The sequence below is a fragment of the Pseudothioglobus sp. nBUS_23 genome (assembly GCF_051201565.1).
Taxonomy (GTDB): Bacteria; Pseudomonadota; Gammaproteobacteria; order PS1; family Pseudothioglobaceae; genus Pseudothioglobus.
In genome coordinates this window covers 264,283-290,413 of sequence record NZ_CP179200.1, presented here as the reverse complement: position 1 = coordinate 290,413, position 26,131 = coordinate 264,283, and the positions used below count along the sequence as shown (strand labels likewise).

Sequence of the window (26,131 nt, the reverse complement as noted above, 5' to 3'; positions counted from 1 at the left end):
GTATTATTGTTTTTCTTTTTGAATTAAATAATCAATTACTTCAAAAATTTTCTCTTCACTTCCAGCACTAGTAGCATTGACAGTGTACTTACCATTGACTATAAAAACAGGAACTCCAGTAATTCGATATTTATAAGTATTAGCTTTTGCTTTGTTAACAGCAACTTTTACAGGAAATGACTTGAAAACCTTGTTCGCCTGATCTTCATCAACACCATTTAATGAGAGCCAAGTTACAAAATCTTGCTGGGTTTTTAGGTTCAATTTCTGAACATGAATCGCATTATATAGTGAGGAATGTAAACGTTCTAACTCACCAAGCTCTTCGAGAACATAATAGAATGTAGATCCAAACTCCCAGCCAGGAAAAACTGCAGGTTGAAGTACTAATTGGGCTGAACTATCCATTGTCTTAGACCACTCTTCAAGCTTTGGATGAACAGAGAAGCAGTGAGGACAAAAATACCAAAACAACTCTCTTACCTCTATCTGATCACCTGTTTCAGTTTCTACAGGTTTATCTAGGACTAAATAATTTTTACCAGCAACAAACTCGGCCTGAGATGTATTGGCAAAGAAAACAAAAATTGCTAGCGCAATTACAGAGGTTAGTGCAGTAATTTTTTTCATGTTATTTGTCATTGTATGTTCAGAACAAAATTATAGTCAAATTAGATAATGCACACTCATTATTTGACGAAAAATTCTATTGCAGTATGTGAAGTGCAATGCATTTAATTATAAAGTTTTTCAATATCATACCTATTCAAATCAAAAGCCTTATTAGTCTCAAATTCTTCCCAAAGATTTAGGTATGAAACACCTTTTTCAGGGTGAATACCATCAGGATTAAGCTCTAAAAGAGGTGCAAGAACAAACGCATATTTAAGTATGTCTTTTCTTGGTACATTAATTTTTTCATCAATCATATCATCATAAATTACAAGATCAAGATCTATAATTCTTGATGAGAATTTTGGCACTGATCTATTTCTTCCAAGTGAGTCTTCAATTTTGTGCAAAATATCTAATACTTCAGAAGCATTTTTATTGGTTTCAACATTGACTCCAACATTATAAAAATCTTTACCTTCAAAACCCTCAGATGGACTTTCAAAAAGTGAAGAAACCTTGATTTTTTCAAAAAAAGTATCAAGTTGATCTAATGCAGATCGAATATTTTTTCGTCTGTCTTGATTTGATCCAATATTCAGATGCAAAATGCTCACTAACTTTTAGTCCTCTCTATGATCACCCCAACTCCACTTGCTCCAGTAATTGCTTCGCCCTTATTAAGGGTAAGTTTAACCCACTGAACATCAAATTCATTAAGTATTATCTGGCAAATTTTCTCTGCCAAAGTTTCTACTAGCTCAAACTTAGAATCTCTTACAAAGCTAGCCACTCTCTTACAAACACTCTTATAGTTGAGAGCCTGATCAATATGATCAGTCTTTGCAGCTGCAGCTATATCTGCTGACATTTCAATATCAAGCACTATGTCTTGACGAATTTTCTTTTCCCAATCATAAATACCTATCACAGTATCTATTTTTAAACCTTCAACAAAAACAATATCCATAATTCATATATTTTTCAAAAAATAGTATTATGATACCTTTGTGATATCAACTTAAAACCACAATAAAAGGTTTTCATTGATATAATTTAAGGCTGTAAAAGAATTTTATTTTGCAAATAATTTAGGAGCACTGCTTGTTTTACTTTTTAATTGGAAGTTATTTATTGGGGTCAATTTCAAGTGCAATTATTATTTGTAAAATGTGCAACTTGCCAGACCCTAGAACGAAAGGCTCAAAAAATCCTGGCGCAACAAATGTTTTAAGAATTGGCGGGAAGTTCGTCGCTGCTTTTGTTCTATTATTTGATGGACTTAAAGGTGCAGTTCCAGTTTTACTGGCTCACTATTTTGGTTTTGATTTATTTAATTTAACTATTATTTTGCTTTGTGCTTTTCTTGGACATGTCTTTCCGATCTATTATGGATTTAAAGGGGGTAAAGGTGTAGCAACATACCTAGGCGGATTAATAGGCCTAAACTTTTTTGTTGGATTAACGTTTTCAATTATCTGGCTAATTGTGGCAAAAGTAATGAAAGTCTCTTCAATAGCCGCTTTGACAGCAACAGTTTTATCACCAATTTATTTTTATTTCATTACAACCCATGATGTAAGAGCCACAATGGTGATTTTTCTTATTAATCTTTTTATTTATTTCACTCATCGAGAAAATATTAGAAGAATTATGAACGGTGAGGAAGGCGTAATTGGCTCCTAAATAAACTATTCTGTTTTAATACTTACCCCACGGTTTAATAGTGCATTAGCAACTAAAGTCAACACAATTATCATTGAAATAGGCACTAAAAAAGCTTTCCATAATTCTACAGAGCCTATACCTAGAAAGCCTAACCTAAATGCATCCATCATGTAATAAATTGGGTTAAATGCTGACAATGCTCGCCAAAAACTTGGCAAAATATCAATACTGTAAAACATTCCACTCAAATAAGTTAGCGGTAAAAGGACAAAGTTTGGAATTATTGAAATATCATCAAAAGTTCTAGCAAAAACCGCATTTATAAATCCTGCCAATGCGAACATAATTGATGTTAAGAAAAAGGTTACTGTAATAATTAAAAGACTAAAGGCTTTAATTTCGACAAAAAAAGAAATCGTAAAAGTGACAGCCAGCCCAACACAAAAGCCTCTAGCTATTCCTCCACTAACAAATCCTAGAAGAATAATCCAATTAGGCGTTGTTGAGACAAGCAGCTCTTCAAAGCTGTTATTATATTTGGTCATAAAAAAAGAAGAAACGGTATTAGCATAAGACTGCATAATTACTGTCATTAAAATAATTCCAGGTACGATGAAATCTATATACTCTATACCCTGCATCTGACCTATCCTACTGCCCATCAAACCACCAAAAATCAGCAAGTATAGTGAAGTGGTTATAACTGGTGGAACGATTGTTTGCACCCAAATTCTAACGAACCTCAGTATCTCCTTAATGACAATCGTTTTGTATGCAATCCACATATTAGTTTAAGTGGTAAGTGATAAGAAAAGTGCTTCTAGTCTATTTTGCGAACTCCTGAGATGAGAGACCTGAATATTTTGCTCTGACAAAGATGCAACCACATCAGATATAGAGACACCCTCCCCTTGAGAAACCTGCAAAGTATTCTCATCAATGATCTCACAGTCACAATCGCTTATTTCAATCTGTCCTGATATTTTCTCAATAGTATCAATAATAATGACCTGTCTTTTTGCCCTAGCAAGAAGCTTCTTCATATTTGACTGTTCCACTATCTCGCCATTATTAAGGATAGCAATATTTCTGCATAGAGATTCGGCTTCTTCTAGATAGTGAGTTGTTAAAATGATCGTCATTCCTTCATTATTTAACTGAGTAAGGTATTTCCACATAGACTGACGAATTTCGACATCTACTCCTGCAGTTGGCTCATCGAGTATCAAAATTTTGGGCTTATGGATTAAGGCTCGTGCGAGCATTAATCGCCTCTTCATTCCACCAGACAATGATTGAGCAACATCAAAGCGCCTGTCCCAAAGCTCCATTTTTTTTAATAAAGCCTCAGCTTGAATTTTGGCTTCTTTTCTTGGAATGCCAAAGTACCCAGCCTGATTGATAAGAATTTCAATATTTGGTTCATGGGGATTAAAGTTAAACTCTTGAGGCATCAATCCAACCATTTTCTTTACCTCATTAGAGTGATTTTTTTGATTCAAACCATTGATTTCAACCTCACCCGATGTGCTCTTTAGTAATCCTGAAATAATGCCAATTGCAGTTGTTTTGCCAGCGCCATTAGAGCCAAGTAAAGCAAAAAAATCTCCCTGTTCAACACTTAAATTTATTCCCTTAAGTGCCTCAAGATTATTAGAATAAGTTTTTGCTAAATAATCGGTTGAAAGTGCAAGAGTCATGTTGTCTTTGATATAAGTATTGATAAAAGAATCATGATAACAATAAAAACAAATAAGGTTTTTCTTTTCAAATAAATTTTAACATTAACCGCCTTTCTCACATTAAATTTGGGATAATTAGTTGGTTCAAATTTAAAGCTATTTAATTAGTCCATATGCCTACTCAAAAAAACGTAGAGTTGCCCGATATAGGTGATTTTGATGCAGTAGATATTATCGAAGTTCTTGTAAAAGTTGGAGATACTGTTAATGAAAATGACAGCATCATTACGCTTGAGACGGATAAAGCTACGATGGAAATCCCAGCCCCGTTTGCTGGAAAGGTTACCGCCCTCTCCGTTAAAGTAGGAGATAAGGTAGCAAAAGGCGATCTCATTTTGACTCTTGAGAGCGAATCAGAAAGTGCTGAAAGCCTTGAAGAGACTCCTGAATCTGCTCAGCCAGTTGATCAGAATTCTAAATCCTCTTTGGCTCAAAAAAACGTAGAGTTGCCCGATATAGGTGATTTTGATGCAGTAGATATTATCGAAGTTCTTGTAAAAGTTGGAGATACTGTTAATGAAAATGACAGCATCATTACGCTTGAGACGGATAAAGCTACGATGGAAATCCCAGCCCCGTTTGCTGGAAAGGTTACCGCCCTCTCCGTTAAAGTAGGAGATAAGGTAGCAAAAGGCGATCTCATTTTGACTCTTGAGAGCGAATCAGAAAGTGCTGAAAGCCTTGAAGAGACTCCTGAATCTGCTCAGCCAGTTGATCAGGCTAAAAAAGATGTTGCCTCAGAAGTTGTTACTAATATAGATGAAAAAAATGAAACTTTTAAAGAAGAAATTTCATTAAATCCTGATTCAAACTTTCATGCATCCCCATCTATCAGAAAATTAGCCAGAGAGCTTGGTGTCAGTCTTTCTGGAATAAAGGGAACAGGAAAGAAAGGCAGAATACTTGATGAAGACCTTAAATCTCACGTTAAAACTCTTCTTGAGAATGGGACTGTGGTTGAAGAAGTGGAAGTCATTCCTTTATCTAGAATTAAAAAACTTTCTGGAAAGCATCTATCGAAATGCTGGAGTACTATTCCTCATGTGACTCAATTTGATGAGGTAAATATTGAACAGCTAGAAAAATTTCGAAAACATCAAAAAGAAAAAAATATTAAGTTGAGCCCTCTTGTTTTTATTATGAAGGCTGTGGTTCAGGTCTTAAAGCGTCACCCAAACTTTAATGCATCACTAGATGAAAATGCAGAGAACCTTATATTAAAAAAATACTTCAATCTTGGAATTGCAGTAGATACTCCAAATGGTCTTCTTGTTCCTGTAATTAAAGATGTCGGAAAAAAATCCCTAATAGAACTATCTGAAGAGCTCGCAGAAGTATCTTTAAGAGCGAGAGAAGGAAAACTTGATTCGAGTGAAATGAAAGGCGCAGGCTTTACAATCTCAAGTTTAGGAGGTATTGGCGGAACACAGTTCACGCCAATTATAAATGCACCAGAAGTTGCAATTTTAGGCGTCGCAAGAACACAAATTAAGCCTATTTGGAATGGATCAACTTTCGAACCTACATCTATGATTCCTCTTGCCTTGTCATATGACCACAGAGTAATAGATGGGGCTGAAGGTGCAAGATTTATGGCAGAATTAAATCAGGTCTTAAGTAATATTATGGAGATGTTGTTATGATTAAAACTCAAGTTTTGGTTATCGGTTCTGGACCTGGAGGCTACACGGCAGCATTTAGAGCAGCTGACTTAGGCAAAAATGTTACCCTTATCGAACGCCATCCATCTTTAGGAGGGGTCTGTTTAAATGTTGGATGTATTCCATCTAAATCACTTTTGCATACAGCAGAAGTTATCAATGAGTCTAAGCATGCAAGTGATCTAGGTGTAACTTTTTCAAAGCCAAAAATTAATCTCGAAGGCGTTAAAAAAAATAAAGACAGTATTGTTCAAAAACTTACAGGTGGAATTCAGGCACTTGCAAAAGCTAGAAAAGTAAATGTCATTAATGGTTATGCAAAATTTATTTCAAAAAATCAAGTAGTCCTTGATGATTCAAACGAAGTTATTGAATTTGAGCAATGCGTCATCGCTGTAGGCTCTAGAGTTACAAAGTTTCCAATGTTTCCATTTGAGGACAAACGTGTTATGGACTCGACTGATGCACTCCTTCTAGATGATATTCCGAAAAGAATGCTGGTAGTTGGAGGTGGAATAATTGGCCTTGAGATGGCAACAATTTACGATGCTCTTGGCAGTGAAATTACAATTGTTGAGCTTGGCGGTCAAATTATTCCAGCAGCTGATAAAGATATTGTTAGCCCTCTTTTTAAGAAAGCCAAGAAAAACTATGCCAATGTCTTTTTAAACACTAAAGTCACTTCGATGAGCACTCTAAAAAAAGGAATCAAAGTAGAATTTGAAGGAAAGGATGCTCCAAAAAATGACACCTTTGATAAAGTCCTAGTAGCTGTAGGAAGGACCCCTAATGGAAACTTAGTTGATGCAGATAAGGCTGGTGTGCATGTAAATGAAAGCGGGTTCATTGAAACTGATAGACAAATGAAAACAAATGTCGAAAACATTTTTGCAATAGGTGATGTGGTTGGCCAGCCTATGCTCGCCCATAAGGCAGTTCATGAAGCTAAAGTTGCTGCAGAAGTCATCTGTGGTGAGAAATCAGGCTTTGATGTGCTAACTATTCCATCGGTTGCATATACAGACCCTGAGGTTGCTTGGACAGGGAAAACTGAGAAAGAGTTGAAGGAGAAGGGTGTTGATTACGAAAAAGGTGTTTTCCCTTGGGCAGCATCAGGTAGAAGTCTAAGTATTGGAAGAAGTGAGGGAGTATCTAAAGCACTATTTGATACTAAATCGGGTAAGATTCTGGGCATGGGAATTTGTGGCACCAATGCAGGTGATTTAATATCAGAGGCAAGTCTAGCAATTGAGATGGGCTGTGATATGAGTGATATTGCATTGACTATTCACGCCCATCCTACTTTATCAGAAACTACCGCATTTGCAGCAGAAATGGCTGAAGGAACAATTACTGATTTGATGCCTCCAAGGAAGAGAAAATAGGTGCTATATGGATATTAAACAAGCAAGAAAAAACGTTATTGAGCAACAAATTAGGCCTTGGGGTGGCCTCAATGAGAGGGCTAACAAAGCTCTGGCAGAAGTTCCTCGAGAAAATTTTGTACCTGAAGAATATCAAAAGCTTGTATTTGCAGATATAGAAATACCACTTAGTGCAGTTGATAGAATGCTGTCCCCTAAAATTGAGGGTAGGATATTAGATAGCCTTAACCTTCAGGGAGAAGAAGAGGTTCTTGAAGTTGGAACAGGAAGCGGCTACCTTACCTCGGTTCTTGCAAATTTATCTAAATCAGTTAAATCTGTTGAAATTGAGCAAGAGCTACATGAGCTTGCAAAAGCAAATATAAAAAAATTAAAGCTCAAGAATGTTGATCTTATCAATGATGATTTTAAGTGTTCAAATTTTCACGAAGAGCAGTTTGATGTCATTGTAATAACGTCTGCACTTCCAATGATTGAGGAAGATTTAAAAAAACTTCTTAAGCTAGGTGGCAAGTTATTTATTGTTGTAGGATCAAAAAATCATATGCATGCCTCTCTGGTTACTAGAACAACCAAAACGAATTGGCACACCAAATCTCTATTTGAAACGCACCTTGAATATTTGAAGGGTCATGAACCAGTCGAACAATTCTCTTTTTAAATTTGAAATAGGCATGCATGCTTAATTCAATTTTAAATTTTATAATTAGAAAGCCAGTTTGGTCATTAATAGCTTTTTTAATCATTGTTTGTACGTCAGCTATACAGATCCAAAACTTTTCTCTTGATGCATCTTCAGAATCATTATCTCTGGAGGGTGACAACAATCTTGAACTTTACTTTGCAACCCAAGAGACCTTTGGGTCAGATGAATCTTTAGTAATAAGTTATTCCGTTAACAATGGAACTGTCCTATCCAAAGATCACTTAACTTCATTAAGATCTCTGAGAGATGATTTATTAGAGTTAGAGGGGGTAAGCTCGGTAACCTCCATTCTAGATGTGTCCCTTTTTCAATCACCGCCACTATCGTTAGTTGAACTTGTTAGTGATGTTTATACAATTGAGAATGGTAAAGCAGATCGGAGCCTCATAGCAAAGGAGTTTAAAAATAGTCCGCTTTATGCAAACAATCTAGTCAGTGAAGATCTTAAAACTACCGCCATACTGATACCTCTAGCAACTGATGATCCAAGAATATTAATTGATGACGAGCTTTTAGAGATACTAATAAAGAATATCCGCATGACAATGGATGCATATCGAGACAATGCATCACTTTATCTAGGCGGAGTGCCGATGATTAGAAATGATGTTATTGACTTCATCAAAAGTGATTTAGTTGTATTTAGTCTTGCAGTCATTCTAACAATGTCAATTATGCTAACCATTTTATTTCGTCAAATAAGATGGGTTCTTATTCCAATAACTATTAGCATCATTGGCGCTTTATTTATGACTGGACTCATTAGCTCCATTGGATGGAAGGTGACAGTCATTTCAGCCAATTTTTTCTCACTGTTGCTAGTTATGACTTTGTCGGTAATAATCCATTTAGTTGTTCGGTATAGAGAAATTTCAAGTCAACATCTTGAACAAAATAATTCAGAGACCATTCGCCAAACCTTAAATCAAATGGTCAGGCCATGTCTATACACTGTTATCACCACAATAGCAGCTTTCGCCTCACTAACTGCAAGTCAAGTTCAGCCTGTCATTGACTTCGGCCTAATGATGAGTATTGGCGTCATGGTTGCATTTATATTGTCATTTATAGGCTTTGCAATAGTTATGATGTTGCTAAAAAAGCCTAAACCTTTAAGAGAATATAAGAAAAATTTAATACTTCAAAAGCTTGCATTATTATCAGATAAAAAAGGTCAGTCTATATTATTGGGCTTTTTGATTATTGCTCTAGTTTCAATCTTTGGCTTGAGTAAGCTCTCTGTTGAAAATAGCTTTATAAACTATTTCAAAAAAAATACCGAAATATATCAAGGTCTCAGTTTTATAGATAAGGAGCTAGGCGGGACTATTCCACTTGAAATTGTGTTCAATGATTTTGCAAGTGCTTATTGGGCTGATGCTGGCTTAAGAGAAGAATTTCATGAAGTTCATAACTATCTTGATAAGATTCCTAGCGTTGGAAAAGTTCTCTCAATTGATACCTTCATGCAAGTTCTTAAAGAATCTAATGATGGAAAAGCACCTAATGGCTTTTTACTCATTTTGGGTAAAAATAATATGCCAGATTTTGCTAAATCTCAAGTTTTAAGACCGCACATTTCGGACGAGACAGATCAAATACGAATTGTTGCTAGGGTGAAGGAAACAACTTCTGATCTTAAAAGAAATGAACTAATTTTGGACATCAAGAAATCATTGGTCGAAGATTTTTACTTTGATGAAGATGATTTTTATTTTACTGGGACCTTTTCACTTTACAACAATCTGCTACAGAGTTTATTTGCATCACAAATACAAACTATATTTACTGTCTTTACTATTATTTTTGTTCTCTTTTTAATTGTATTTAGATCTATATCTATTGCTCTTATCGCTGTCATTCCAAATATTCTTCCATCTCTCATAATCCTTGGGGTGATGGGCTTTGCGGGAATACCACTGGATATTATGACCATTACAATAGCAGCAATAGCAATCGGGATTGGAATCGATAATGCTATTCACTATATCAGCAGATTTAAAGCTGAGTTATTATTGGATGGCGACTTTATAATGTCGATGTATCGGGCTCATAACTCGATCGGCGTGTCTATGTTTTATACCGCAACAACTGTTGCAATTGGATTTCTAGTCCTAACTCTATCAAATTTCATTCCAAGTATATATTTTGGAATCTTTATGGCAATAGCAATGCTGAGTGCAGTTATCGTTAATCTCACTTTGCTCCCAAAATTGCTATTAATTTTTAAACCAAGAATGAGCAAGAAAGTCTTATAAAATAAAAAACCCCGCATCGAATAAGAGTGCGGGGTTAGTCTACTATTAAAAGGAGAAATAAGTTAAATATAGTAGTTTTTAACTTGCGGGAAATTATATATAAAAATAAATTTTATATATTTTTATTTTGTGTCTTTTTGTAACAATTTATTATGTCTATCGATTATCAATTTGATGTTTTAATTATTGGCTCAGGAGCAGCAGGTTTGATGAGTGCAATTCAACTCTCTGATAACCTATCAATTGCAGTAATTGCAAAAGATAAAATACTTGAAGGTTCATCTTATTATGCTCAAGGTGGGATCTCTGCAGTATTGGATCCAGATGATAATTTTGAGTCACATATAACTGATACTATCAATACTGGATTTAACCTAGGAAATGAAGCAAGCATTAGGTTTATGGTTGAACAAGCCCCTCAGGCAATCCATGATTTAGAGAAAACTGGCGTTAAATTTTCGAACATTGATAATAAGTATGACCTAACTACTGAAGGTGGGCACAGTTCCAATAGGGTTGCGCATGTCGCAGATAAAACTGGTCAGTCCATTCAAGTTAATCTTCTAGCGCAAGCAAAGAAGCATAAAAATATTAAATTGTTCGAAGAATATGTCGCGGTTGATCTAGTAGTTAAAGAAAATAAATCTTATGGCGCATATGTCCTAGATAAAAACTCTAAAGAGGTACTAACATTTAGCTCAAAGAAAACTATTTTGGCTACAGGGGGTGCCTCAAAATCCTATCTTTATACGTCCAATCCAGATACTTCCACCGGAGACGGTATTGCTATGGCATATAGGGCTGGATGCAAAATAACTAATATGGAATTTACTCAATTTCATCCCACATGCCTATTTCATCCGCATGCAAAATCTTTCTTAATCTCTGAAACTCTCAGAGGTGAAGGGGCAAAACTTCTTCTACCTGACGGTCAAGAATTCATGCATAAATACGATGACCGACTTGAACTTGCGCCTAGAGATATCGTCGCTAGAGCGATTGATAATGAAATGAAAGTGCATGGGTTTGATTGTGTTTATCTTGACTTCTCCTTTAAAGAGGCAAAATGGATAAAATCTCGCTTTCCTACAATTACTAAGCGCTGTAGTGAGCTTGGTATTGATATATCTAAAGAGGCGCTCCCAGTTGTTCCAGCTGCTCACTATACATGCGGCGGAGTAGATACAAACATAGATGCCCGAAGCAATATAGATAATCTTTATGCTGTTGGTGAAGTTGCTCACACAGGTGTTCATGGGGCAAACAGAATGGCCAGCAATTCATTGCTTGAGTGTATAGTTTTTGCAAAATCTTGTGCTCAAGATATCAACGAAGCCACACTTGATAAAATTCCTCACGCTATTCCTAAGTGGGATGACTCAAGAGTAGCACCCTCTAGAGAAAAAGTCGTGATAGCCCATTTATGGCATGAAATTAGGCTCATAATGTGGAATTTTGTTGGCATTGTTCGAAGTAATAACCGTCTTAAATCAGCCTACCAAAAGATTAAACAAATAAATAAAGAGGTTGATGAGTACTATCAAGTTTACACAGTAACAGAAGATTTGATAGAACTAAGAAATTTGGCTCAAACATCTAAAATTATTGTAGAATCTGCGCTGTCTAGAAAAGAAAGTAGAGGACTGCACTTTAATCAAGACTATCCAAACCAATTAAAAGAAACAGGAAATACTGTAATTACTAAATCATGATATTAGAAATCTTAAAATATCCCGATAAACGCTTAAGAACAATTGCCAAACCCGTTCAAGAGGTTAATAGTGAGATAAAAAAACAAGTCAAAGACATGTTTGAAACAATGTACGCTGCTCCAGGAATCGGACTTGCTGCCACGCAGGTTGATTTTCATCAAAGACTCATCGTGATAGACGTATCAGAGGAGTGTAATGAACCGCTATGCCTTATCAATCCAGAAATTATAGAAAAAAGTGGAGAGATTGAATATGAGGAAGGATGCCTATCTGTTCCTAATTACTATGAAAACGTTAAAAGGTCTAATGAAATTAAGGTTAGTGCCTTGAATGAACTTGGACAGCCTTTTGAGATTGATGCAGATGAAACACTAGCAGTCTGTATTCAACATGAAATGGATCACCTTAATGGAATACTTTTTGTCGATCATTTATCGAAACTTAAGCAAAAAAGACTAAAAAAGAAAGCCGAAAAGCAATCAAAAAAATTATAAATTAGTGAATATTGGAAAATACAAACTCCATTCAAAGGTTCTGCTTGCGCCGATGGCAGGTACGAGTGATAAACCATTCAGAATGATTTGTAGAGAACAAGGGGCTGGGCTGACTACTTCAGAAATGGTTGTTATTCAAAGTCATTTGATGAACTCAAATAAATCAAAGCATCGCCTAGACTTTAGCTCTGAGAAATCTCCAATTAGTGTTCAGATAGCTGGCTCAGAAGCAGATGAACTTGCTGAATCTGCAATAAAAGCACTTGAGTTTGGAGCGGACATTGTTGATATCAATATGGGTTGTCCGGCAAAAAAAGTTTGCAACAAAGCAGCTGGATCTGCCCTCATGCAAAATGAAAAATTAGTTGAAGATATTATTAAAAATGTCGTCAAATCTGTAGATGTTCCTGTTACTCTTAAAATGAGGACAGGCTGGGATGATGACCATAAGAACGCACCAATGATTGCTAAGATTGCAGAAGATAATGGCATCCAAATGATTGCAATTCACGGACGAACTAGAACGCAAAAGTTTAAGGGAAGTGCTGAATTTACAACAATTAAAAAAATCGTAAATCAAGTATCGATTCCAGTTGTTGCAAATGGTGATATTGACTCTCCAGAAAAAGCAAGAGATGTCCTTAACTTCACTGGAGCAGATGCTGTAATGTTAGGAAGAGCTACTCAAGGAAATCCATGGCTGATAAACCAGATCAATGAGTTTCTAACCGATGGAAGCAACGCAGAGGAGCCTTCTCTTGAAAAGAAAATACCTCAAATATTAAAGCACATTAAGCAGATTCATGAATTTTATGGACATAAAATGGGTACACAGCTTTCCAGAAAGCATATTTTTTGGTATTCTATGCACCTTGACCGTGAAAAAGGCTTTGCCTTTTGGCCAAGCATTAACAGGGTGACAGATCACTCTGAGCAATATTCAAAATTTCAAAATTTTTTGTATTCAATATGAAGCAAAGGGGTATACAAGACAGCATCAAAGATAATCTTGAGAAGTATTTCTCTGACTTGAATGGCGAGTCATCGAATGGTGTGTTTAAGATGGTCACTCAACAAGCTGAGTCAGCAACTATTAAGTTTGTTCTTGACAAAGTCAATCAAAATCAAAGCGAAGCTGCGAGAATCCTTGGTATAAATCGTGCAACCCTGAAGAAAAAAGCAAGTCTATATAATCTTTAAGAGTCTATAATTTAACTCTTGAGTTTCTTCACCAAAAAACCCAAAAAATGCCAATCAAAAGAGCTTTAATAAGCGTTTCGGATAAATCTGGAATCGCTGAGTTTGCAAAAAGTTTATCCTTACTCGATATAGAAATTATTTCAACTGGAGGCACTGCAAAACTCCTTCTAGAGATGAATATCCCAGTGACAGAAGTATCAAATTTTACGGGTTATCCTGAAATGATGGCGGGAAGAGTTAAGACACTAAACCCCAAAATTCATGGCGGCATTTTAGCGAGAAGAGGAATTGATGAAGAGGTCATGTCGCAAAATGGAATCAAACCAATAGACCTTGTAGTAGTTAATTTGTACCCCTTTCAAGAAACAATTAAAAATCCAAACTCTACTGAAGAAGAGGCAATCGAAAACATTGATATTGGTGGGCCAGCAATGCTTCGATCAAGCGCAAAAAATCACATTTCTGTCACAGTGGTTGTCGATAGCAAAGACTATCAAAAAGTGTTAAATGAAATCACTGACAACGGAGATACAACACTATCAACAAGGCAGTCACTTGCAATGAAGACTTTTGAGCATACTGCACAGTATGACGGCGCTATAGCGAATTATCTTGGTAGGAAGAGTGATGGATTTTCTAATACTATCAATTTACAATTTGTTAAGTCCCAAACAATGCGATATGGTGAAAACCCGCATCAAAGTGCTGCCTTCTATAAAGAAAATAATTTGTTTGAGGCCTCTGTCTCTTCAAGCACCCAACTCCAAGGCAAGCCGCTTTCATATAACAATTTAGCTGATGCAGACGCTGCGCTTGAATGTGTAAGAGACTTTGAAGAGCCAAGCTGCGTTATTATTAAGCACGCAAACCCTTGTGGAATTGCAACTAGAGAAAACATATCTGAAGCCTACCAAAGCGCATACCTCACAGATCCAACCTCTGCCTTTGGAGGAATCATAGCCTTTAATCGTGAACTAGATAGAAAGACTGCAAAAACTATTATTGATAAACAGTTTGTTGAGGTAATAATAGCTCCAAAAATTGCTGACGATGCAAAAACAATTCTTCAAAGTAAAGAAAATATAAGGGTTCTTGAGTGTGGATATCTAGAGAAAGCGCAAAAATCATTTGATTATAAAAAAATCTCTGGCGGCCTTCTTGTTCAAGATAAAGATTTAGAATCTTTAAATCCTGCTGATATGAAGTGCGTCACCGCATCTAAACCCTCTGAATCAGAGATGAAAGATCTATTGTTCGCCTGGAAAGTTGCCAAGTATGTCAAGTCCAACGCTATTGTTTACGCAAAAAATCAAATGACGATTGGTGTAGGAGCTGGTCAAATGTCTAGAATTTATTCAGCCAAAATTGCAGGAATCAAAGCAGCAGATGAAAATTTAGAGGTTCAAGGATCAGTTATGGCTTCAGACGCATTTTTTCCATTCAGAGATGGAATCGATGCTGCCGCTCAAGCTGGAATCAAGGCAATCATTCATCCAGGCGGATCGATGCGTGATGACGAAGTAATCGCAGCAGCAAATGAGCATGGTATTGCAATGATTTTTACTGGAATGCGCCACTTTAAGCACTAAGGTATTAATATCAGTATCTTAGTGACAAGCAACTTAATCCGCCGTCAAGCTTTTTAAACTCAGACACATCGACCTCAAGTACATTGTAACCAGTAGCGCTAACTTTTTGCTTCGTCATTGGGTACCCGGATGGAATAATAACATTGTCATTAACCCAAATGCAGTTGGCGGCATAACTCTCAGATTCAGGAATTTCAATTTGTTCAAATCCAGAAAAGACAGGGTCGTTTTTAAATTCACCACAAACAACAAGCTTGTTATTTTCTAGATAGGACAATCCAGTCTTTAGATGAAGAACCTCCTTAAGTCTGACAGTCGAACCTTTAAGACCATACCTCACAAGTATTGCAATTAGTTGCTCTGCACCTTGAAGATTAGTTCTTTCAGACAAGCCAACATAATAGTGATCCCCAACCATCATTACGTCTCCTGCCTCTATTGTTCCTGGTGACTCAATATACTCAAGATTTTTGAATTGACTTTCTAGAGTTTTAGTCATTTTTGTAACCTCACCCCTTCTGGACTCCGCTCCAGGACGGGTCATGATTGTGCATTTCGGTGTAATTAAAGCAACATCTTCAACAAACGTAGAGTCCGGATATTCCTCACAGGGATCTAGAACTGTGATCTTTAGGCCACAGGACTTTAGCGCCTCAATGTATTGTTGGTGCTGAATTATTGCTTTAGAATAATCTGGTGTGCCAAGATGTTTAGAATCGGATAAACCATTGACTAGACTTTTTCCAGGAGTTCTAACAATTGCCTTAGTGAACATAACAAGCCTTAATAGTTTTACTTAAGAAGCGATCTAACCAACTCCACCCAATAGCTACTTCCAGTAGGCAGAATTTCATCATTAAAGTCATACTGAGTATTATGGAGCATGCAGCCACCTTCAGGGCTATCTTCAGGAACTAGTCCATTGCCAATCCAGATGTAAGCGCCTTCCGAGGCATTTAGCAAAAAAGAAAAATCCTCAGAGCCCATGCTTGGCTTTTCATTTCTTAATACATTCTCCTTGCCAACAACTTTTTCAGCAGCTTGCGCACATAGCTGAGCATGCTTTGGAGTATTAACCGTTGCTGGATAGTTTGGAATAGAGCTAAATGTTGCTGACGCTCCCATTGATTGACTAATCCCTTGAGCTATATTTTTTATTTTTTCCTTTACTTCCTCACCAACCTCTGACTTGAAGTATCTAAGTGATCCAGTTAGATTCATTTCATTCGGAATGACATTTGACACAAACCCTGCATCAACCATAGTAATACTGATGACTGCCGAATCTAATGGAGCAACGCTTCTAGCCACGACGCTTTGAAGAGCTGAAATAACTTGAGCCCCAATCATAATTGGGTCAACGCACTGATCAGGCATTGCGGCATGCCCGCCCTTTCCTTTAATGGTAATTTTCAGTGTCTCATTAGCCGCCATGACAGCGGTGTCGTGAACAGCAAACTGACCTTCTGCAAGTCCAGGCCAATTGTGCATACCATAAACCGCCTCACAAGGAAATTTTTCAAAAATACCTTCCTCAACCATTACCCGACCGCCGCCGCCACCTTCTTCGGCTGGCTGAAAAATAAAATGGACCGTTCCTGCAAAATTATTATTCTTTTTTAAGTAAACTGCAGCGCCCAAAAGCATTGTTGAATGTCCATCATGGCCACAAGCATGCATTTTCCCTTCATGAACAGATTTATGGCTGAAGTCATTCCTCTCTTGAATTGGTAGTGCATCCATATCAGCACGAAGACCAATAGCCTTGCCTTTTTTTGTGCCATGTATAGTAGCCACTATTCCTGTCACAGCCATACCACGATGCATTTCAATATTATTAGATTCAAGAACAGAGGCGATATAGTCACTTGTCATCTCCTCCTTAAAGCTAAGCTCAGGATGTTTATGAATATGATGACGCCAGGTCACCATTTCTTCATGAAGCTTAGAGTTGTGTTTAATTTCTGACATTATTTTTTATGATCTTAAACATTCGTTATTAGGATCAAAAGGTGATTCATCAATCACAATCGATTTGTACTTTTCACCTAAAATTTCGATCTCGAGTTCAGTTCCAACTGCTGTCAGATCTTTTCTAACAATGCCCAGTGCTAGTGACTTGCCACAGCGCCATCCATAACCCCCTGAAGTACCTCTTCCAACAACCATACCATCTTTATAAATGGCCTCTGAGCCTCTAGCATCAGCATCAGTCACTCCCAACACTTCCATAGTAACAAAGCCATTTATGGCTCCACGATCCTGCCATTCTTTGAGTGCATTTTTACCAATGAAGTCAGCTTCTTTATCAAGCCTAACGAATCGATCCAGGCCTGACTCATACGCAGAGTATTCAATTGACATTTCTCTCGGAATTAATCGATATGACTTTTCAAGTCGCATACTATCCATTGCACGAATTCCAAATGGTTTAATATCAAACTGCGCTCCAGCTTCCATGACTTGATCAAAAATATAGTTTTGCATCTCAATTGGGTGATGAAGCTCCCAGCCAAGTTCACCAACAAAATTAACACGAAGGGCCTCTGCAGAAGCATAGCCTACGTTTATTTTCTTCCCAGTCAGCCACTTAAAATTTTCATTAGACAAATCAGTGTCTGTAAGCTTTTGCAGCACATCACGAGATCTAGGGCCTGCAAGAACTAAAACACCAGTCTGAGTTGTGACTCTCTGAACGCTTACGCTTCCATCTTTTGGCGCAAGTTTAAATAGATAGTCGTGGTCATGTGTTTCAAAGGCACCAGCGGAGACTAGATAATAGCTTTCTGGACCAGTCTTATAGACAGTAAACTCAGCTCTAACTCCTCCGTTCAAAGATAGCATATGAACCAGACTTATTCTGCCAATAGATAGAGGCATCTTGTTAGCAAAAATAGACTCAAGCCACTCCTCTGCTCCAGGACCTTTAACAATGCATTTAGCAAAGGCGGACATATCCAGAAGTCCGACCTTCTCATTAACGTGGTTGCATTCGTTCCCGACATGTTCAAAGTAATTTGAACGTCTAAATGAATTTTTCTCTACAATTCGACCGTCCACTAATGCCTTTGAATGGTTTTTATTCAAGTAAACTTTTTCTGGATCCTCTTGATTTAACTCTTCAGCACTGAGGGAATAATCAAGGCTAGGCATAAACCAATTAGGTCGTTCCCATCCATAAACTGATCCAAATACAGCTCCAAGAGCTTTCATTCGATCATAGCATGGTGCAGTTTTAAGTGGTCTAGCAGCACTGCGCTCTTCATCAGGATAATGAGTTGTAAAAACATTCGCATAGGCCTCTTCATTTTTTTCTTTAAGGTAGCCTCTAGTTGCATAAGGACCAAATCGTCGTGGGTCAACACCCATCATGTCAACCGTTGGTTCTCCGTCAACAATCCACTCAGCTAATTGCCAACCAGCACCGCCAGCGGCAGTTATTCCAAAACTATGGCCTTCGTTAAGCCAGAAATTCTTTAAGCCAGGCGCTGGACCAACTATTGGATTACCATCTGGGGTGTATGCGATAGCACCATTATAGATATCTTTGATTCCAACCTCTCCAAAGGCGGGCACTCGACTAATGCAGCGATCAATATGCGGCATAATGCGGTCCAATTCGCCATTAAATAATTCATATTGGCAATCTTTACTTGGACCATCAACATAACACGCTGGCGCTCCTTTTTCATAAATACCCAGAATCATTCCTCCAGCCTCTTCTCGCAAGTAATATGCTGAATCAGATTCACGAAGAACGGCCATTTCAGGCAAACCTTGTTTTTTTCTTTCCATGATTTCTGGGTGCTGCTCTGTAACTAAGAATTGGTGTTCAACTGGAATGACAGGAACATCAAGGCCAACCATCTCTCCTGTTTTTCTTGCAAAACTCCCAGTACAAGAGACAACATGTTGACATGAAATATCGCCCTTGTCAGTTGAAACAACCCAGCTTTGATCCTTTTGCTGCTGAATGCCTTCTACCAAAGTATGCTCATATATTTCAGCACCCCTATTTCTTGCGCCCTTGCAAAGAGCTTGGGTTAAATCTGCTGGTTGAATATAACCATCGTCTGGATGCTGTATTGCGCCAACTAGTCCTTCAGTATTACAAAGTGGCCAAACCTCTTTAACTTCATCTGGGGTCAGAAATTTAACATCTACACCCACAGTACTTCCAACTCCTGAGTAATATTTATACTCATCCATTCTATCTTGAGAATTAGCAAGACGAATATTAGAAACAACACTAAACCCAACGTTCATCCCTGTTTCTTTTTCAAGATCGTGATAAAAGTCGACTGAATATTGGTGAAGTTTTCCGACCGAGTAGCTCATATTGAATAATGGCAGTAATCCAGCTGCATGCCAAGTGGATCCGGATGTTAAATCCTTACGCTCAACTAAAACAACGTCAGTCCACCCTTTCTTAGCTAAATGATAGAGAGTTCCTGCACCTACAACACCACCACCAATGACAACTACTTGTGCTTTATTTTTCATAACCTATCCAAACTCAAAAAACGTGAATTATATACTTTAATTATAGCAATTGCATCAATAACTTAATGGTAGAATTTTGCGAAATTTATTTGATTAATTGTTTTTTGTTTTCTTGGAGAATTAGATGAAGCTTACGGTAATAAAATGGCGTGATATACCCACACAGGTGATGATAAAAAAAAGCAGAAGAGAGGTTGAGAAAGTTCAGCTAGATAATCGCTTTATGGAAGCCGTTGACTCTGCCGCAACGGTAGGTGACTCAACAGATGCGGACGCCTACCTGACTGATTGGCACAATGATGTCACTGAAATTGAGGATGGGGACTTAAGAGAGCCAGTTGAGAAGAAAGCAGCAGAACTTGAAGCAGAGTTTACTGATGAAATACTTCTAAGTTATGTAAACAATTCTGGTTACAAACCTTAACTTATGAAGTGTATCTACCATGTAAGAATTTTAGGGTTTCCCTAACCTTTGGTTCTTTAAGGAGATATCTAATAATCGTATCTGGTGCATCAAGCAACTCCGCATAGTCCAATTCAGCAGGTTTTTTTGACACTTTATTATTGAAAACCACTGAAATTGTTGCCCAGTGCCTACTCAACTTATAAAAACCGAGCTTCTCCTCAAGCTGAGCCAACTTGTCGCTTAAATAAACATCATCATTCAGTAGTAGTCTTCTAGAATCTATATTAACAACACCATTGACGTGGCTCGCAGCTTTGTGTTCAAGAGCAAACTCAATCAAAACCATGCTCTCACGATGGGCAATTGCCACGACCTCTTCTTTTTTTGATTCATCATGGTGGATTAAAGTTCCTTCAGAATCATTAAAATTGTTTTTTGCAATAATAGGTGTTTTAGTTTTTAATGAAGCCTTTATAGCTCTGGGATGAATCACTCTAGACCCCTCATCAGCCATAGCCAGCATCTGATTAACACTAATGGACTCCAAATAACTTGAACCTTCAACCTGTCGTGGATCACAGTTTGCTATGCCATCAACATCAGAAAAAATTTCAACTTTTTCAGCGCCCAGTGCAGATGCAAGTGCAACTGCAGAGGTATCGCTACCACCTCGACCTAAAGTTCGAATATCTCCCTTATCATTAACTCCTTGAAAGCCAGCCACTACTGCTATAAATCCATTATCAAGCGCTTCAACAATTCGTGATGGATTAATCTCTAAAATTTCAGCATTTCCAGCATTGTCATCAGTCAGAATTCCAGATTGCCTTCCATTAAAAGACTCTGCTGGCATTCCATTATGACTTAATAGGTGAGAAAAATAGGCAGAGCTTAAAGTCTCGCCAACACTCATTACAAGGTCTAACTCCCTAGGATTGATGTTGTGTCCAACATCCCTTAGAAGGGCCACTAAAGTATCTGTAGCATATGGCTCACCTTTTCGTCCCATAGCAGAAACGACAACCACAATTCTTTCACCAGCCTCATGGTAGCGTTTGATATGATGTAAAGCATGAGAACGACAATCCTCGTCTCTGAGACTCGTTCCCCCAAATTTCATAACTATAGGTGCCAAATTCTTCGCCATTAAATTGTTAAAAAAGGCGCCATTATAGTCTTTTCAGGGCTACATAGCAAATTTGAATTGGTCGTAATAGATTGTGAATTTTGAAAATTTAATATTAAATATTAAAAGTCTGTTTAATTCCGTCTAGAACAAAGTCAACTGAGATCATTATTAAGAAAATACCCATTAATCTTTCAATCGCTGTTAAAGCTCTATTGCCAAGCTTTCTCCCAAGTGATTCTGATGAAACCAAAATGATTCCTGAAATTAAACTAGCTACAAATACAGCTAACGTCCAATCTAACCATCTATGTGGCTCTTGAGCCATTAGTAAAATTACTGCAGCGATTGCAGATGGTCCAGCAAGCATTGGAACTGCAAGGGGGACAACTAAAGGCTCTGATTCTTCATCATGGCTAAACATTGGCTTGGTTCCAGGAAAAATCATTCTGATGGCAATAATGAATAGTATGATTCCACCTGCAATTCCTAGTGATGACTGAGCAATTTGAAGGAGTTGAAGCAGAAACCTTCCAACAAACATAAAAAACATCAAAATTAAGAATGCAATAATCAACTCCCTGATGATGATTATTTTTCGTCTTTCCATTGGAATATTTTTAAGAATACTTAAAAATACAGGCACATTGCCTATTGGATCCATAATAATAACAAGTAATAAAATTGAAGCTAATACAGTCACTTAGAGAGCCCTATTAAAAAATTGAAAAAGGGATTTTATAGCAATAGGTTTTTAAAAGTACCTTATTTGGAAAATATCTGAACTCTATGCTACTAACTTAATTTCATAGAAAAGAAGAAATTGCATTGCAAACATACCCCTAAAAGGTGATAATTTATTTATCTGTTGTGTTCGTGGTTGATTTATTTCCCTGAGCCGATTAAGTATAGAAAAGGAGATGAGATTGGGTGCTTTTGTGTAAGCCCGCCTTGAAGCGGGAAACCTACGGTAAACATCGAACTTCCGCCTTGAACCAGAATGGTTCAGGACCATGTCAACGCGGCACAACGGACCCATTATTCGTCAAAGAATTATCTATTCTTTCATTTTTTTCTGCTGCTAAAATTAGACTAAAAATCTTCATAATCAAACATGAAAGAACTAAGAAAAGAGCTCAGAAAAATCAGAAGATCGATTGACCAGCCTTCGAGAAAAAAGTTTGGCAGGCAGCTTCTTTACCAATGCCAAAAGCGGGCCATTTTTAGAAATGCAAAGCATATAGCAATTTTTATTCCAAATGATGGTGAAATCGAAACAGCTGACACAATAAAATTCTTATTGAAGCAAGGGTATTTTGTCTATTTACCAATACTTGCAGGGGAAAAGCTAAAGTTTGCAAAGATGGGTAAATTATTCAAAAAAAACAGATTTGGTATTGAAGAACCAATCTTTAGCCCTCTTCAAGGAGCTCACAGAATGGACATTATTCTTATGCCACTTGTTGGTTTTGATAAACATAAAAATCGCCTAGGTATGGGTGGTGGTTTTTACGACAAAACTCTCAGCTTCCATAATAAAATAAAAAAATTTAGAGTTCCAAAACTCTTTGGGCTGGCTTTCGACTCTCAAGAGATTGATCTCTTGACCGCTCAGCCTTGGGATGTTCCAGTTGACGGCATAGTTACCCCAACAAGATTTATAAGATGATTAATTTTTCTTAATCTTCCCCAGTGCTTGTCTTTGAAAAAAGGATTTCAGTGCAGGAGTCTCATCAATCAGATTCATTCCATAACCCCTAAGCCATCTGAGTGGCTCCATATTCTCTTTATAGACCCAATCCAGGCCCGTCATGGTTTTGTCCATTAATTCGTTATCAAGCCTTCTAGCTCTTGCGTATTTCCTAAGAACTAGGAATTCACCCAGAGTGTCTGAGTTGCTTGCTTGCAACTGTTTGCTTAGCTCTATTACATCAGAAAACCCTAAATTTACTCCTTGGCCTGCTAGAGGATGAATGTTATGGGCTGCATCGCCAATCAAGGAAAGATTCTCAAGAACGTATTGATTTGCACTCCTTGCAACCAAAGGAAAGTATTTCCTACTGCTTTGAAGTTCTAGTGAACCAAATTGATACTCTGAAGCTTCTGTAATGCGTTTATTGAATGCAATATCATCTAGTTTTTCAAGTGTATTAGCTAAAGAATTTTTACAAGACCACACAATCGATGCTTGATGATCCGATAACGGTAAAAAAGCAAGAATGCTATCCGATAAAAATCTTTGCCAAGTAGTTTTATTGAGTGGCTTTTCAGTTAAAACATTAGCAATGATAGCTGCTTGGTTATAGTTCTGCTCCTTGAACTCTATATTGGCTAAACTTCTGACTTTTGATTGGGGGCCATCTGCTCCAATCAATAATTTGCAAGACAAGGTTTGGCCATTATTTAGAACAACTTGATAGCCAACATCATTAGCAATTAGCTCAACTAAACTGGCCTGAATCATGGCGGTAGTTGATGGTTCAGTTGCTCTATAGAGAGCAGATTGAATCACATCATTTTCAACAATGTAACCTAAGTATTCCATTCCCTCATCTTTCGCATGAAAGTTTAGCCGACCATGTGAATTCTGATCCCACACTTTGGTTGCCTCAAAAGCATTCTTTCTCTCTAACTCATTCCATACATTGATCGATTTCAAAAAGTCTATTGAGGCTGGTGTTATAGCACTCACTCGGGTATGAAATTTTGGACTGATTGTTGGATTTAAATCATTTGGGTCAATCACAGCGATGCTGAGAGTCATCTTGTTGGCAAGCTCAGCAGCCATGGATAGTCCAACAATACCACCGCCGATTATAACAACATCAAAATTATTGATTACCCTTCCCCAGCGATAGTCATTTCATTAATGAGTGTGGAGCCAACTTTCAGATTACTTCTGAGGTCAATATCATTTCCAACATAGGTTATATTTTTTAACATCGTTTTCAGATTACCTGCAATCGTAACCCCTGACACAGGATATTGAATCTGTCCACCTTCTACCCAAAAACCACTCGCTCCTCGCGAATAGTCACCCGTTGTAGCATTGACGCCATGCCCCATCAAATCGGTCACAATAAGACCTTTATTCATGATCTTAGTTAATTCTTCGAGCCCTCCATCAAAGTTTGATTCGACCTGGCAATTACTCACTCCACCAGCATTTGCAGTTGTTTCTAGCCCAAGCTGATTTGCTGAATATTGTCCCATCAAGTAGCTAACAACTTTTCCATTTTGAACGAAGAATTGTTTCTTTTTTAATACACCATCAAGATCAAAAGATCTCGAACCTAGAGTTTTCAACTGAAGTGGATCTTCATAAATACTGATTGAATCTGTCACTACAGACTTACCAACCGAGTCAAGCAAGAAAGATGTTTTTTTAAATTGCCTTGATCCACTTAGTGCACCTAATAGTTGAGAAAAGAGCCCTGAAGCCTGTCTTGGAATAAAAATAACAGGGCATTTTTGTGACTTGAGATTTCGTGAACCCAATTTCTTTTGGGCAAAACGAGATGCCTCTTTGCCAACCATAGAGGGGCTCATTAAATTATTTGAGTCCAGAGCAATTGAGTACTCATAAGCAGTCTGCATTTCTGAGTCTCTCTTAGCAATTAAAGAGCAATGCAACGAATGCTTAGTATTTTTTATACTTGTAATCAATCCATTTGAATTTGCATAATATGTTTCGCCTTCATGGCTTGACAACTCAGCACCATCTGAGTTATCTATTTCGTCCTGCTCTAGGGCTATTTCTTCGCACTCTTTAGCAATTTCAATACTCTCTTGAGCATCCAAACTCCAGGGATGATAGAGATCTAAATCTGGAGCATTCCAAGCCATTCTATCTTTTGGAGCTAGTCCGTTAAATGGGTCAGCTTGAGTATATTTAGCAATCATGCAAGCTGATTCAATCGCTTTTTTTAAACTATCCTTGCTAAGATCAACACTCGAAGCTTGTCCTTTATTTTTACCAAAATAAACACTGACATCAAAGCTGGTATCTAAATGATATTGTAACGTTTCAACTTTAGATAATCGAACTGCAGTAGAGACGCCAGAACTCCTACCAACTGAAAATTCAAAATCTGTCGCTTTATTTTGCTTGATTAGGTCAATGACTAATTGAGTTGTTTGATCTAAAGGATTCATAGTGGGGATTATACTAAGTGATTACAATTAATTAAAGCATCAAAGATTGCTTTAGTTATCTTTGAGCTTTTCGTCGGAAGTTTGATGCTGAACCTCTAATAAATGTAGCCTTCGATTATCCGTTTTTAAAACTTTAAATTGAAACCCATGAAGGCTAATTTCACTGAGCTGTTCAGGTAAATAACTAAAACCTGAAATAACCAATCCAGCTACTGTGTCATAATCATCACTCTTTATATTTGAGTCAAAAAAATCATTGAATTCACTCAGTGTTGTATTGGCTTGTAACAAGAATCGACCATCACCATAATCAATGATATTGTCCTCTTCTTTATCATGCTCGTCCTCTATTTCACCAACAATTTGTTCGATCACATCTTCGAGTGTCACTAGCCCTGCAATTTCACCATACTCATCTAAGACGATTGCCATATGAGATTTATTCTGTTGAAACTCCCTCAATAAAGCCCCTAATGGCTTACTCTCTGGAACCGATAAAGCGTCCCTCAAGTACTCTCTATAGTTAAATTCATCATCTTGATTATTTGCCAAATGCGCAAGGAGGTCTTTAGCCAGAATAACCCCTAGAATAGAATCTTGCTCTTCGTTGTGTATAGGAAATCTAGAGTGGGAAGAGGCTACCATAATTTGTAGAAGATTTTTAGTACTAGCCTCAGAGCTAATCATAATCATCTTAGAACGTGGAACCATAACATCCCTTACTTTAAGACTCTCAACCTGTAATGCGCCTTCAATTACAGATCGACTATAAGGATCAATAACAAGGTTTTCCTCAGCCTCTTCTAAGGCTTGCATAAGTTGTGCTCGTGGTTTTAAAGTTTTAGGAAAAAACTTATCAAATATCTTGAATAAAGATGGTCTACTCGGAGGTTTGTCTTCGCTCATATAATTTA

Annotated in this window: 25 protein-coding genes and 1 other RNA gene; 13 read left to right on the top strand and 13 right to left on the bottom strand. The window is 37.4% G+C overall.

The window, feature by feature from the left end; all coding sequences use genetic code 11:
- Positions 1–3: 3 nt before the first annotated feature.
- From ACMAZA_RS01435 to folB, 3 genes are all read right to left on the bottom strand, one after another.
- A complete protein-coding gene (locus ACMAZA_RS01435; protein ID WP_435189380.1) occupies positions 4–630 on the bottom strand; it encodes a thiol:disulfide interchange protein DsbA/DsbL in 627 nt (208 codons plus the stop codon).
- Between the two features lie 104 nt (positions 631–734).
- Entirely contained in the window at positions 735–1,229 is a 495-nt protein-coding gene (gene folK, locus ACMAZA_RS01430) for a 2-amino-4-hydroxy-6-hydroxymethyldihydropteridine diphosphokinase (RefSeq protein ID WP_435189378.1), read from the bottom strand.
- Positions 1,229–1,582: a dihydroneopterin aldolase gene (gene folB, locus ACMAZA_RS01425; protein ID WP_435189376.1), complete on the bottom strand. Its 354-nt coding sequence runs from the start codon at positions 1,580–1,582 to the stop codon at positions 1,229–1,231. Before folB ends, folK begins: the two co-directional genes overlap by 1 nt.
- Before the next feature lie 134 nt (positions 1,583–1,716).
- Between folB and plsY the strand changes: the two genes are divergently transcribed.
- Positions 1,717–2,298, top strand: coding sequence for a glycerol-3-phosphate 1-O-acyltransferase PlsY (gene plsY, locus ACMAZA_RS01420; RefSeq protein ID WP_435189374.1), 582 nt, complete (start codon positions 1,717–1,719; stop codon positions 2,296–2,298).
- Between the two features lie 5 nt (positions 2,299–2,303).
- On the opposite strand, the gene ACMAZA_RS01415 is transcribed toward plsY, so the two are convergent.
- Together ACMAZA_RS01415 and ACMAZA_RS01410 are read right to left on the bottom strand one after the other, a co-directional pair.
- A complete protein-coding gene (locus ACMAZA_RS01415) occupies positions 2,304–3,065 on the bottom strand; it encodes an ABC transporter permease (protein ID WP_435189372.1) in 762 nt (253 codons plus the stop codon).
- A 6-nt stretch (positions 3,066–3,071) separates the two neighbouring features.
- Positions 3,072–3,980, bottom strand: a complete 909-nt coding sequence (locus ACMAZA_RS01410) for an ABC transporter ATP-binding protein (protein WP_435189370.1) — start codon at positions 3,978–3,980, stop codon at positions 3,072–3,074.
- A 155-nt stretch (positions 3,981–4,135) separates the two neighbouring features.
- On the opposite strand from ACMAZA_RS01410, the gene ACMAZA_RS01405 reads away from it, so the two are divergent.
- From ACMAZA_RS01405 to purH, 9 genes are all read left to right on the top strand, one after another.
- Positions 4,136–5,665: a dihydrolipoyllysine-residue acetyltransferase gene (locus ACMAZA_RS01405; protein WP_435189368.1), complete on the top strand. Its 1,530-nt coding sequence runs from the start codon at positions 4,136–4,138 to the stop codon at positions 5,663–5,665.
- Positions 5,662–7,068 carry a dihydrolipoyl dehydrogenase gene (lpdA, locus tag ACMAZA_RS01400; RefSeq protein ID WP_435189366.1) on the top strand — a complete coding sequence of 469 codons (1,407 nt, stop codon included), beginning with the start codon at positions 5,662–5,664 and terminating at the stop codon, positions 7,066–7,068. Before ACMAZA_RS01405 ends, lpdA begins: the two co-directional genes overlap by 4 nt.
- 7 nt (positions 7,069–7,075) lie before the next feature.
- Entirely contained in the window at positions 7,076–7,729 is a 654-nt protein-coding gene (locus ACMAZA_RS01395) for a protein-L-isoaspartate O-methyltransferase family protein (protein WP_435189364.1), read from the top strand.
- Positions 7,730–7,746: 17 nt separating this feature from the next.
- Positions 7,747–10,032 (top strand): efflux RND transporter permease subunit, encoded by a 2,286-nt coding sequence (locus ACMAZA_RS01390; RefSeq protein WP_435189362.1) that lies wholly within the window; start codon positions 7,747–7,749, stop codon positions 10,030–10,032.
- Positions 10,033–10,184: 152 nt separating this feature from the next.
- Entirely contained in the window at positions 10,185–11,744 is a 1,560-nt protein-coding gene (gene nadB / locus ACMAZA_RS01385; RefSeq protein WP_435189360.1) for an L-aspartate oxidase, read from the top strand.
- A complete protein-coding gene (gene def, locus ACMAZA_RS01380; protein ID WP_435189359.1) occupies positions 11,741–12,238 on the top strand; it encodes a peptide deformylase in 498 nt (165 codons plus the stop codon). The genes nadB and def overlap by 4 nt, the downstream gene beginning before the upstream one ends.
- 4 nt (positions 12,239–12,242) lie before the next feature.
- On the top strand, positions 12,243–13,211 hold the full coding sequence (gene dusB / locus ACMAZA_RS01375; RefSeq protein ID WP_435189357.1) for a tRNA dihydrouridine synthase DusB: 969 nt from the start codon (positions 12,243–12,245) through the stop codon (positions 13,209–13,211).
- The gene (locus tag ACMAZA_RS01370) at positions 13,208–13,438 is read left to right on the top strand and encodes a helix-turn-helix domain-containing protein (protein WP_435189356.1); all 231 of its coding nucleotides are present in this window, start codon (positions 13,208–13,210) and stop codon (positions 13,436–13,438) included. Before dusB ends, ACMAZA_RS01370 begins: the two co-directional genes overlap by 4 nt.
- A 47-nt stretch (positions 13,439–13,485) precedes the next feature.
- Positions 13,486–15,027 (top strand): bifunctional phosphoribosylaminoimidazolecarboxamide formyltransferase/IMP cyclohydrolase, encoded by a 1,542-nt coding sequence (purH, locus tag ACMAZA_RS01365; RefSeq protein ID WP_435189354.1) that lies wholly within the window; start codon positions 13,486–13,488, stop codon positions 15,025–15,027.
- 10 nt (positions 15,028–15,037) lie between these two features.
- Here purH and ACMAZA_RS01360 read toward each other — a convergent pair whose 3' ends face one another.
- The 3 genes from ACMAZA_RS01360 to ACMAZA_RS01350 are packed head-to-tail and all read right to left on the bottom strand — an operon-like array spanning position 15,038 to position 19,530.
- Positions 15,038–15,802 (bottom strand): dimethylarginine dimethylaminohydrolase family protein, encoded by a 765-nt coding sequence (locus tag ACMAZA_RS01360; protein ID WP_435189352.1) that lies wholly within the window; start codon positions 15,800–15,802, stop codon positions 15,038–15,040.
- A gap of 17 nt (positions 15,803–15,819) precedes the next feature.
- Positions 15,820–16,998, bottom strand: coding sequence for a M20 aminoacylase family protein (locus tag ACMAZA_RS01355; protein WP_435189350.1), 1,179 nt, complete (start codon positions 16,996–16,998; stop codon positions 15,820–15,822).
- A 6-nt stretch (positions 16,999–17,004) separates the two neighbouring features.
- Positions 17,005–19,530, bottom strand: coding sequence for a GcvT family protein (locus ACMAZA_RS01350; protein ID WP_435189349.1), 2,526 nt, complete (start codon positions 19,528–19,530; stop codon positions 17,005–17,007).
- 124 nt (positions 19,531–19,654) lie between these two features.
- Between ACMAZA_RS01350 and ACMAZA_RS01345 the strand changes: the two genes are divergently transcribed.
- Positions 19,655–19,954 (top strand): virulence factor, encoded by a 300-nt coding sequence (locus ACMAZA_RS01345; RefSeq protein ID WP_435189347.1) that lies wholly within the window; start codon positions 19,655–19,657, stop codon positions 19,952–19,954.
- 1 nt (position 19,955) lies between these two features.
- Here ACMAZA_RS01345 and ACMAZA_RS01340 read toward each other — a convergent pair whose 3' ends face one another.
- Positions 19,956–21,083 (bottom strand): aspartate kinase, encoded by a 1,128-nt coding sequence (locus ACMAZA_RS01340; RefSeq protein WP_435189345.1) that lies wholly within the window; start codon positions 21,081–21,083, stop codon positions 19,956–19,958.
- A gap of 94 nt (positions 21,084–21,177) precedes the next feature.
- On the bottom strand, positions 21,178–21,765 hold the full coding sequence (locus tag ACMAZA_RS01335) for a MarC family protein (protein WP_435189344.1): 588 nt from the start codon (positions 21,763–21,765) through the stop codon (positions 21,178–21,180).
- A gap of 156 nt (positions 21,766–21,921) precedes the next feature.
- On the opposite strand from ACMAZA_RS01335, the gene ssrS reads away from it, so the two are divergent.
- Together ssrS and ACMAZA_RS01325 are read left to right on the top strand one after the other, a co-directional pair.
- Positions 21,922–22,102: non-coding RNA, 6S RNA (ssrS, locus tag ACMAZA_RS01330), on the top strand.
- A 74-nt stretch (positions 22,103–22,176) separates the two neighbouring features.
- Positions 22,177–22,731 carry a 5-formyltetrahydrofolate cyclo-ligase gene (locus ACMAZA_RS01325; RefSeq protein WP_435189342.1) on the top strand — a complete coding sequence of 185 codons (555 nt, stop codon included), beginning with the start codon at positions 22,177–22,179 and terminating at the stop codon, positions 22,729–22,731.
- Here ACMAZA_RS01325 and ACMAZA_RS01320 read toward each other — a convergent pair whose 3' ends face one another.
- The 3 genes from ACMAZA_RS01320 to ACMAZA_RS01310 are packed head-to-tail and all read right to left on the bottom strand — an operon-like array spanning position 22,732 to position 26,123.
- On the bottom strand, positions 22,732–23,901 hold the full coding sequence (locus ACMAZA_RS01320; protein ID WP_435190446.1) for an FAD-dependent oxidoreductase: 1,170 nt from the start codon (positions 23,899–23,901) through the stop codon (positions 22,732–22,734).
- On the bottom strand, positions 23,901–25,217 hold the full coding sequence (locus tag ACMAZA_RS01315) for a metallopeptidase TldD-related protein (RefSeq protein ID WP_435189341.1): 1,317 nt from the start codon (positions 25,215–25,217) through the stop codon (positions 23,901–23,903). The genes ACMAZA_RS01320 and ACMAZA_RS01315 overlap by 1 nt, the downstream gene beginning before the upstream one ends.
- Positions 25,218–25,268: 51 nt before the next feature.
- Positions 25,269–26,123: an HlyC/CorC family transporter gene (locus tag ACMAZA_RS01310; protein ID WP_435189340.1), complete on the bottom strand. Its 855-nt coding sequence runs from the start codon at positions 26,121–26,123 to the stop codon at positions 25,269–25,271.
- Positions 26,124–26,131: the final 8 nt, after the last annotated feature.

Excerpts from the sequence above, each read along its gene's own strand:
- ACMAZA_RS01370 (WP_435189356.1), top strand. The coding sequence starts at position 13,208 with ATGAAGCAAAGGGGTATACAAGACAGCATCAAAGATAATCTTGAGAAG.
- ACMAZA_RS01315 (WP_435189341.1), bottom strand. The coding sequence starts at position 25,217 with ATGAATCCTTTAGATCAAACAACTCAATTAGTCATTGACCTAATCAAG.
- ACMAZA_RS01350 (WP_435189349.1), bottom strand. The coding sequence starts at position 19,530 with ATGAAAAATAAAGCACAAGTAGTTGTCATTGGTGGTGGTGTTGTAGGT.
- ACMAZA_RS01345 (WP_435189347.1), top strand. The coding sequence starts at position 19,655 with ATGAAGCTTACGGTAATAAAATGGCGTGATATACCCACACAGGTGATG.
- ACMAZA_RS01360 (WP_435189352.1), bottom strand. The coding sequence starts at position 15,802 with ATGTTCACTAAGGCAATTGTTAGAACTCCTGGAAAAAGTCTAGTCAAT.
- lpdA (WP_435189366.1), top strand. The coding sequence starts at position 5,662 with ATGATTAAAACTCAAGTTTTGGTTATCGGTTCTGGACCTGGAGGCTAC.
- ACMAZA_RS01405 (WP_435189368.1), top strand. The coding sequence starts at position 4,136 with ATGCCTACTCAAAAAAACGTAGAGTTGCCCGATATAGGTGATTTTGAT.
- ACMAZA_RS01410 (WP_435189370.1), bottom strand. The coding sequence starts at position 3,980 with ATGACTCTTGCACTTTCAACCGATTATTTAGCAAAAACTTATTCTAAT.
- nadB (WP_435189360.1), top strand. The coding sequence starts at position 10,185 with ATGTCTATCGATTATCAATTTGATGTTTTAATTATTGGCTCAGGAGCA.
- ACMAZA_RS01355 (WP_435189350.1), bottom strand. The coding sequence starts at position 16,998 with ATGTCAGAAATTAAACACAACTCTAAGCTTCATGAAGAAATGGTGACC.
- ACMAZA_RS01395 (WP_435189364.1), top strand. The coding sequence starts at position 7,076 with ATGGATATTAAACAAGCAAGAAAAAACGTTATTGAGCAACAAATTAGG.
- purH (WP_435189354.1), top strand. The coding sequence starts at position 13,486 with ATGCCAATCAAAAGAGCTTTAATAAGCGTTTCGGATAAATCTGGAATC.
- folB (WP_435189376.1), bottom strand. The coding sequence starts at position 1,582 with ATGGATATTGTTTTTGTTGAAGGTTTAAAAATAGATACTGTGATAGGT.
- ACMAZA_RS01390 (WP_435189362.1), top strand. The coding sequence starts at position 7,747 with ATGCTTAATTCAATTTTAAATTTTATAATTAGAAAGCCAGTTTGGTCA.
- ACMAZA_RS01435 (WP_435189380.1), bottom strand. The coding sequence starts at position 630 with ATGAAAAAAATTACTGCACTAACCTCTGTAATTGCGCTAGCAATTTTT.
- def (WP_435189359.1), top strand. The coding sequence starts at position 11,741 with ATGATATTAGAAATCTTAAAATATCCCGATAAACGCTTAAGAACAATT.
- ACMAZA_RS01340 (WP_435189345.1), bottom strand. The coding sequence starts at position 21,083 with ATGGCGAAGAATTTGGCACCTATAGTTATGAAATTTGGGGGAACGAGT.
- ACMAZA_RS01415 (WP_435189372.1), bottom strand. The coding sequence starts at position 3,065 with ATGTGGATTGCATACAAAACGATTGTCATTAAGGAGATACTGAGGTTC.
- ACMAZA_RS01325 (WP_435189342.1), top strand. The coding sequence starts at position 22,177 with ATGAAAGAACTAAGAAAAGAGCTCAGAAAAATCAGAAGATCGATTGAC.
- ACMAZA_RS01310 (WP_435189340.1), bottom strand. The coding sequence starts at position 26,123 with ATGAGCGAAGACAAACCTCCGAGTAGACCATCTTTATTCAAGATATTT.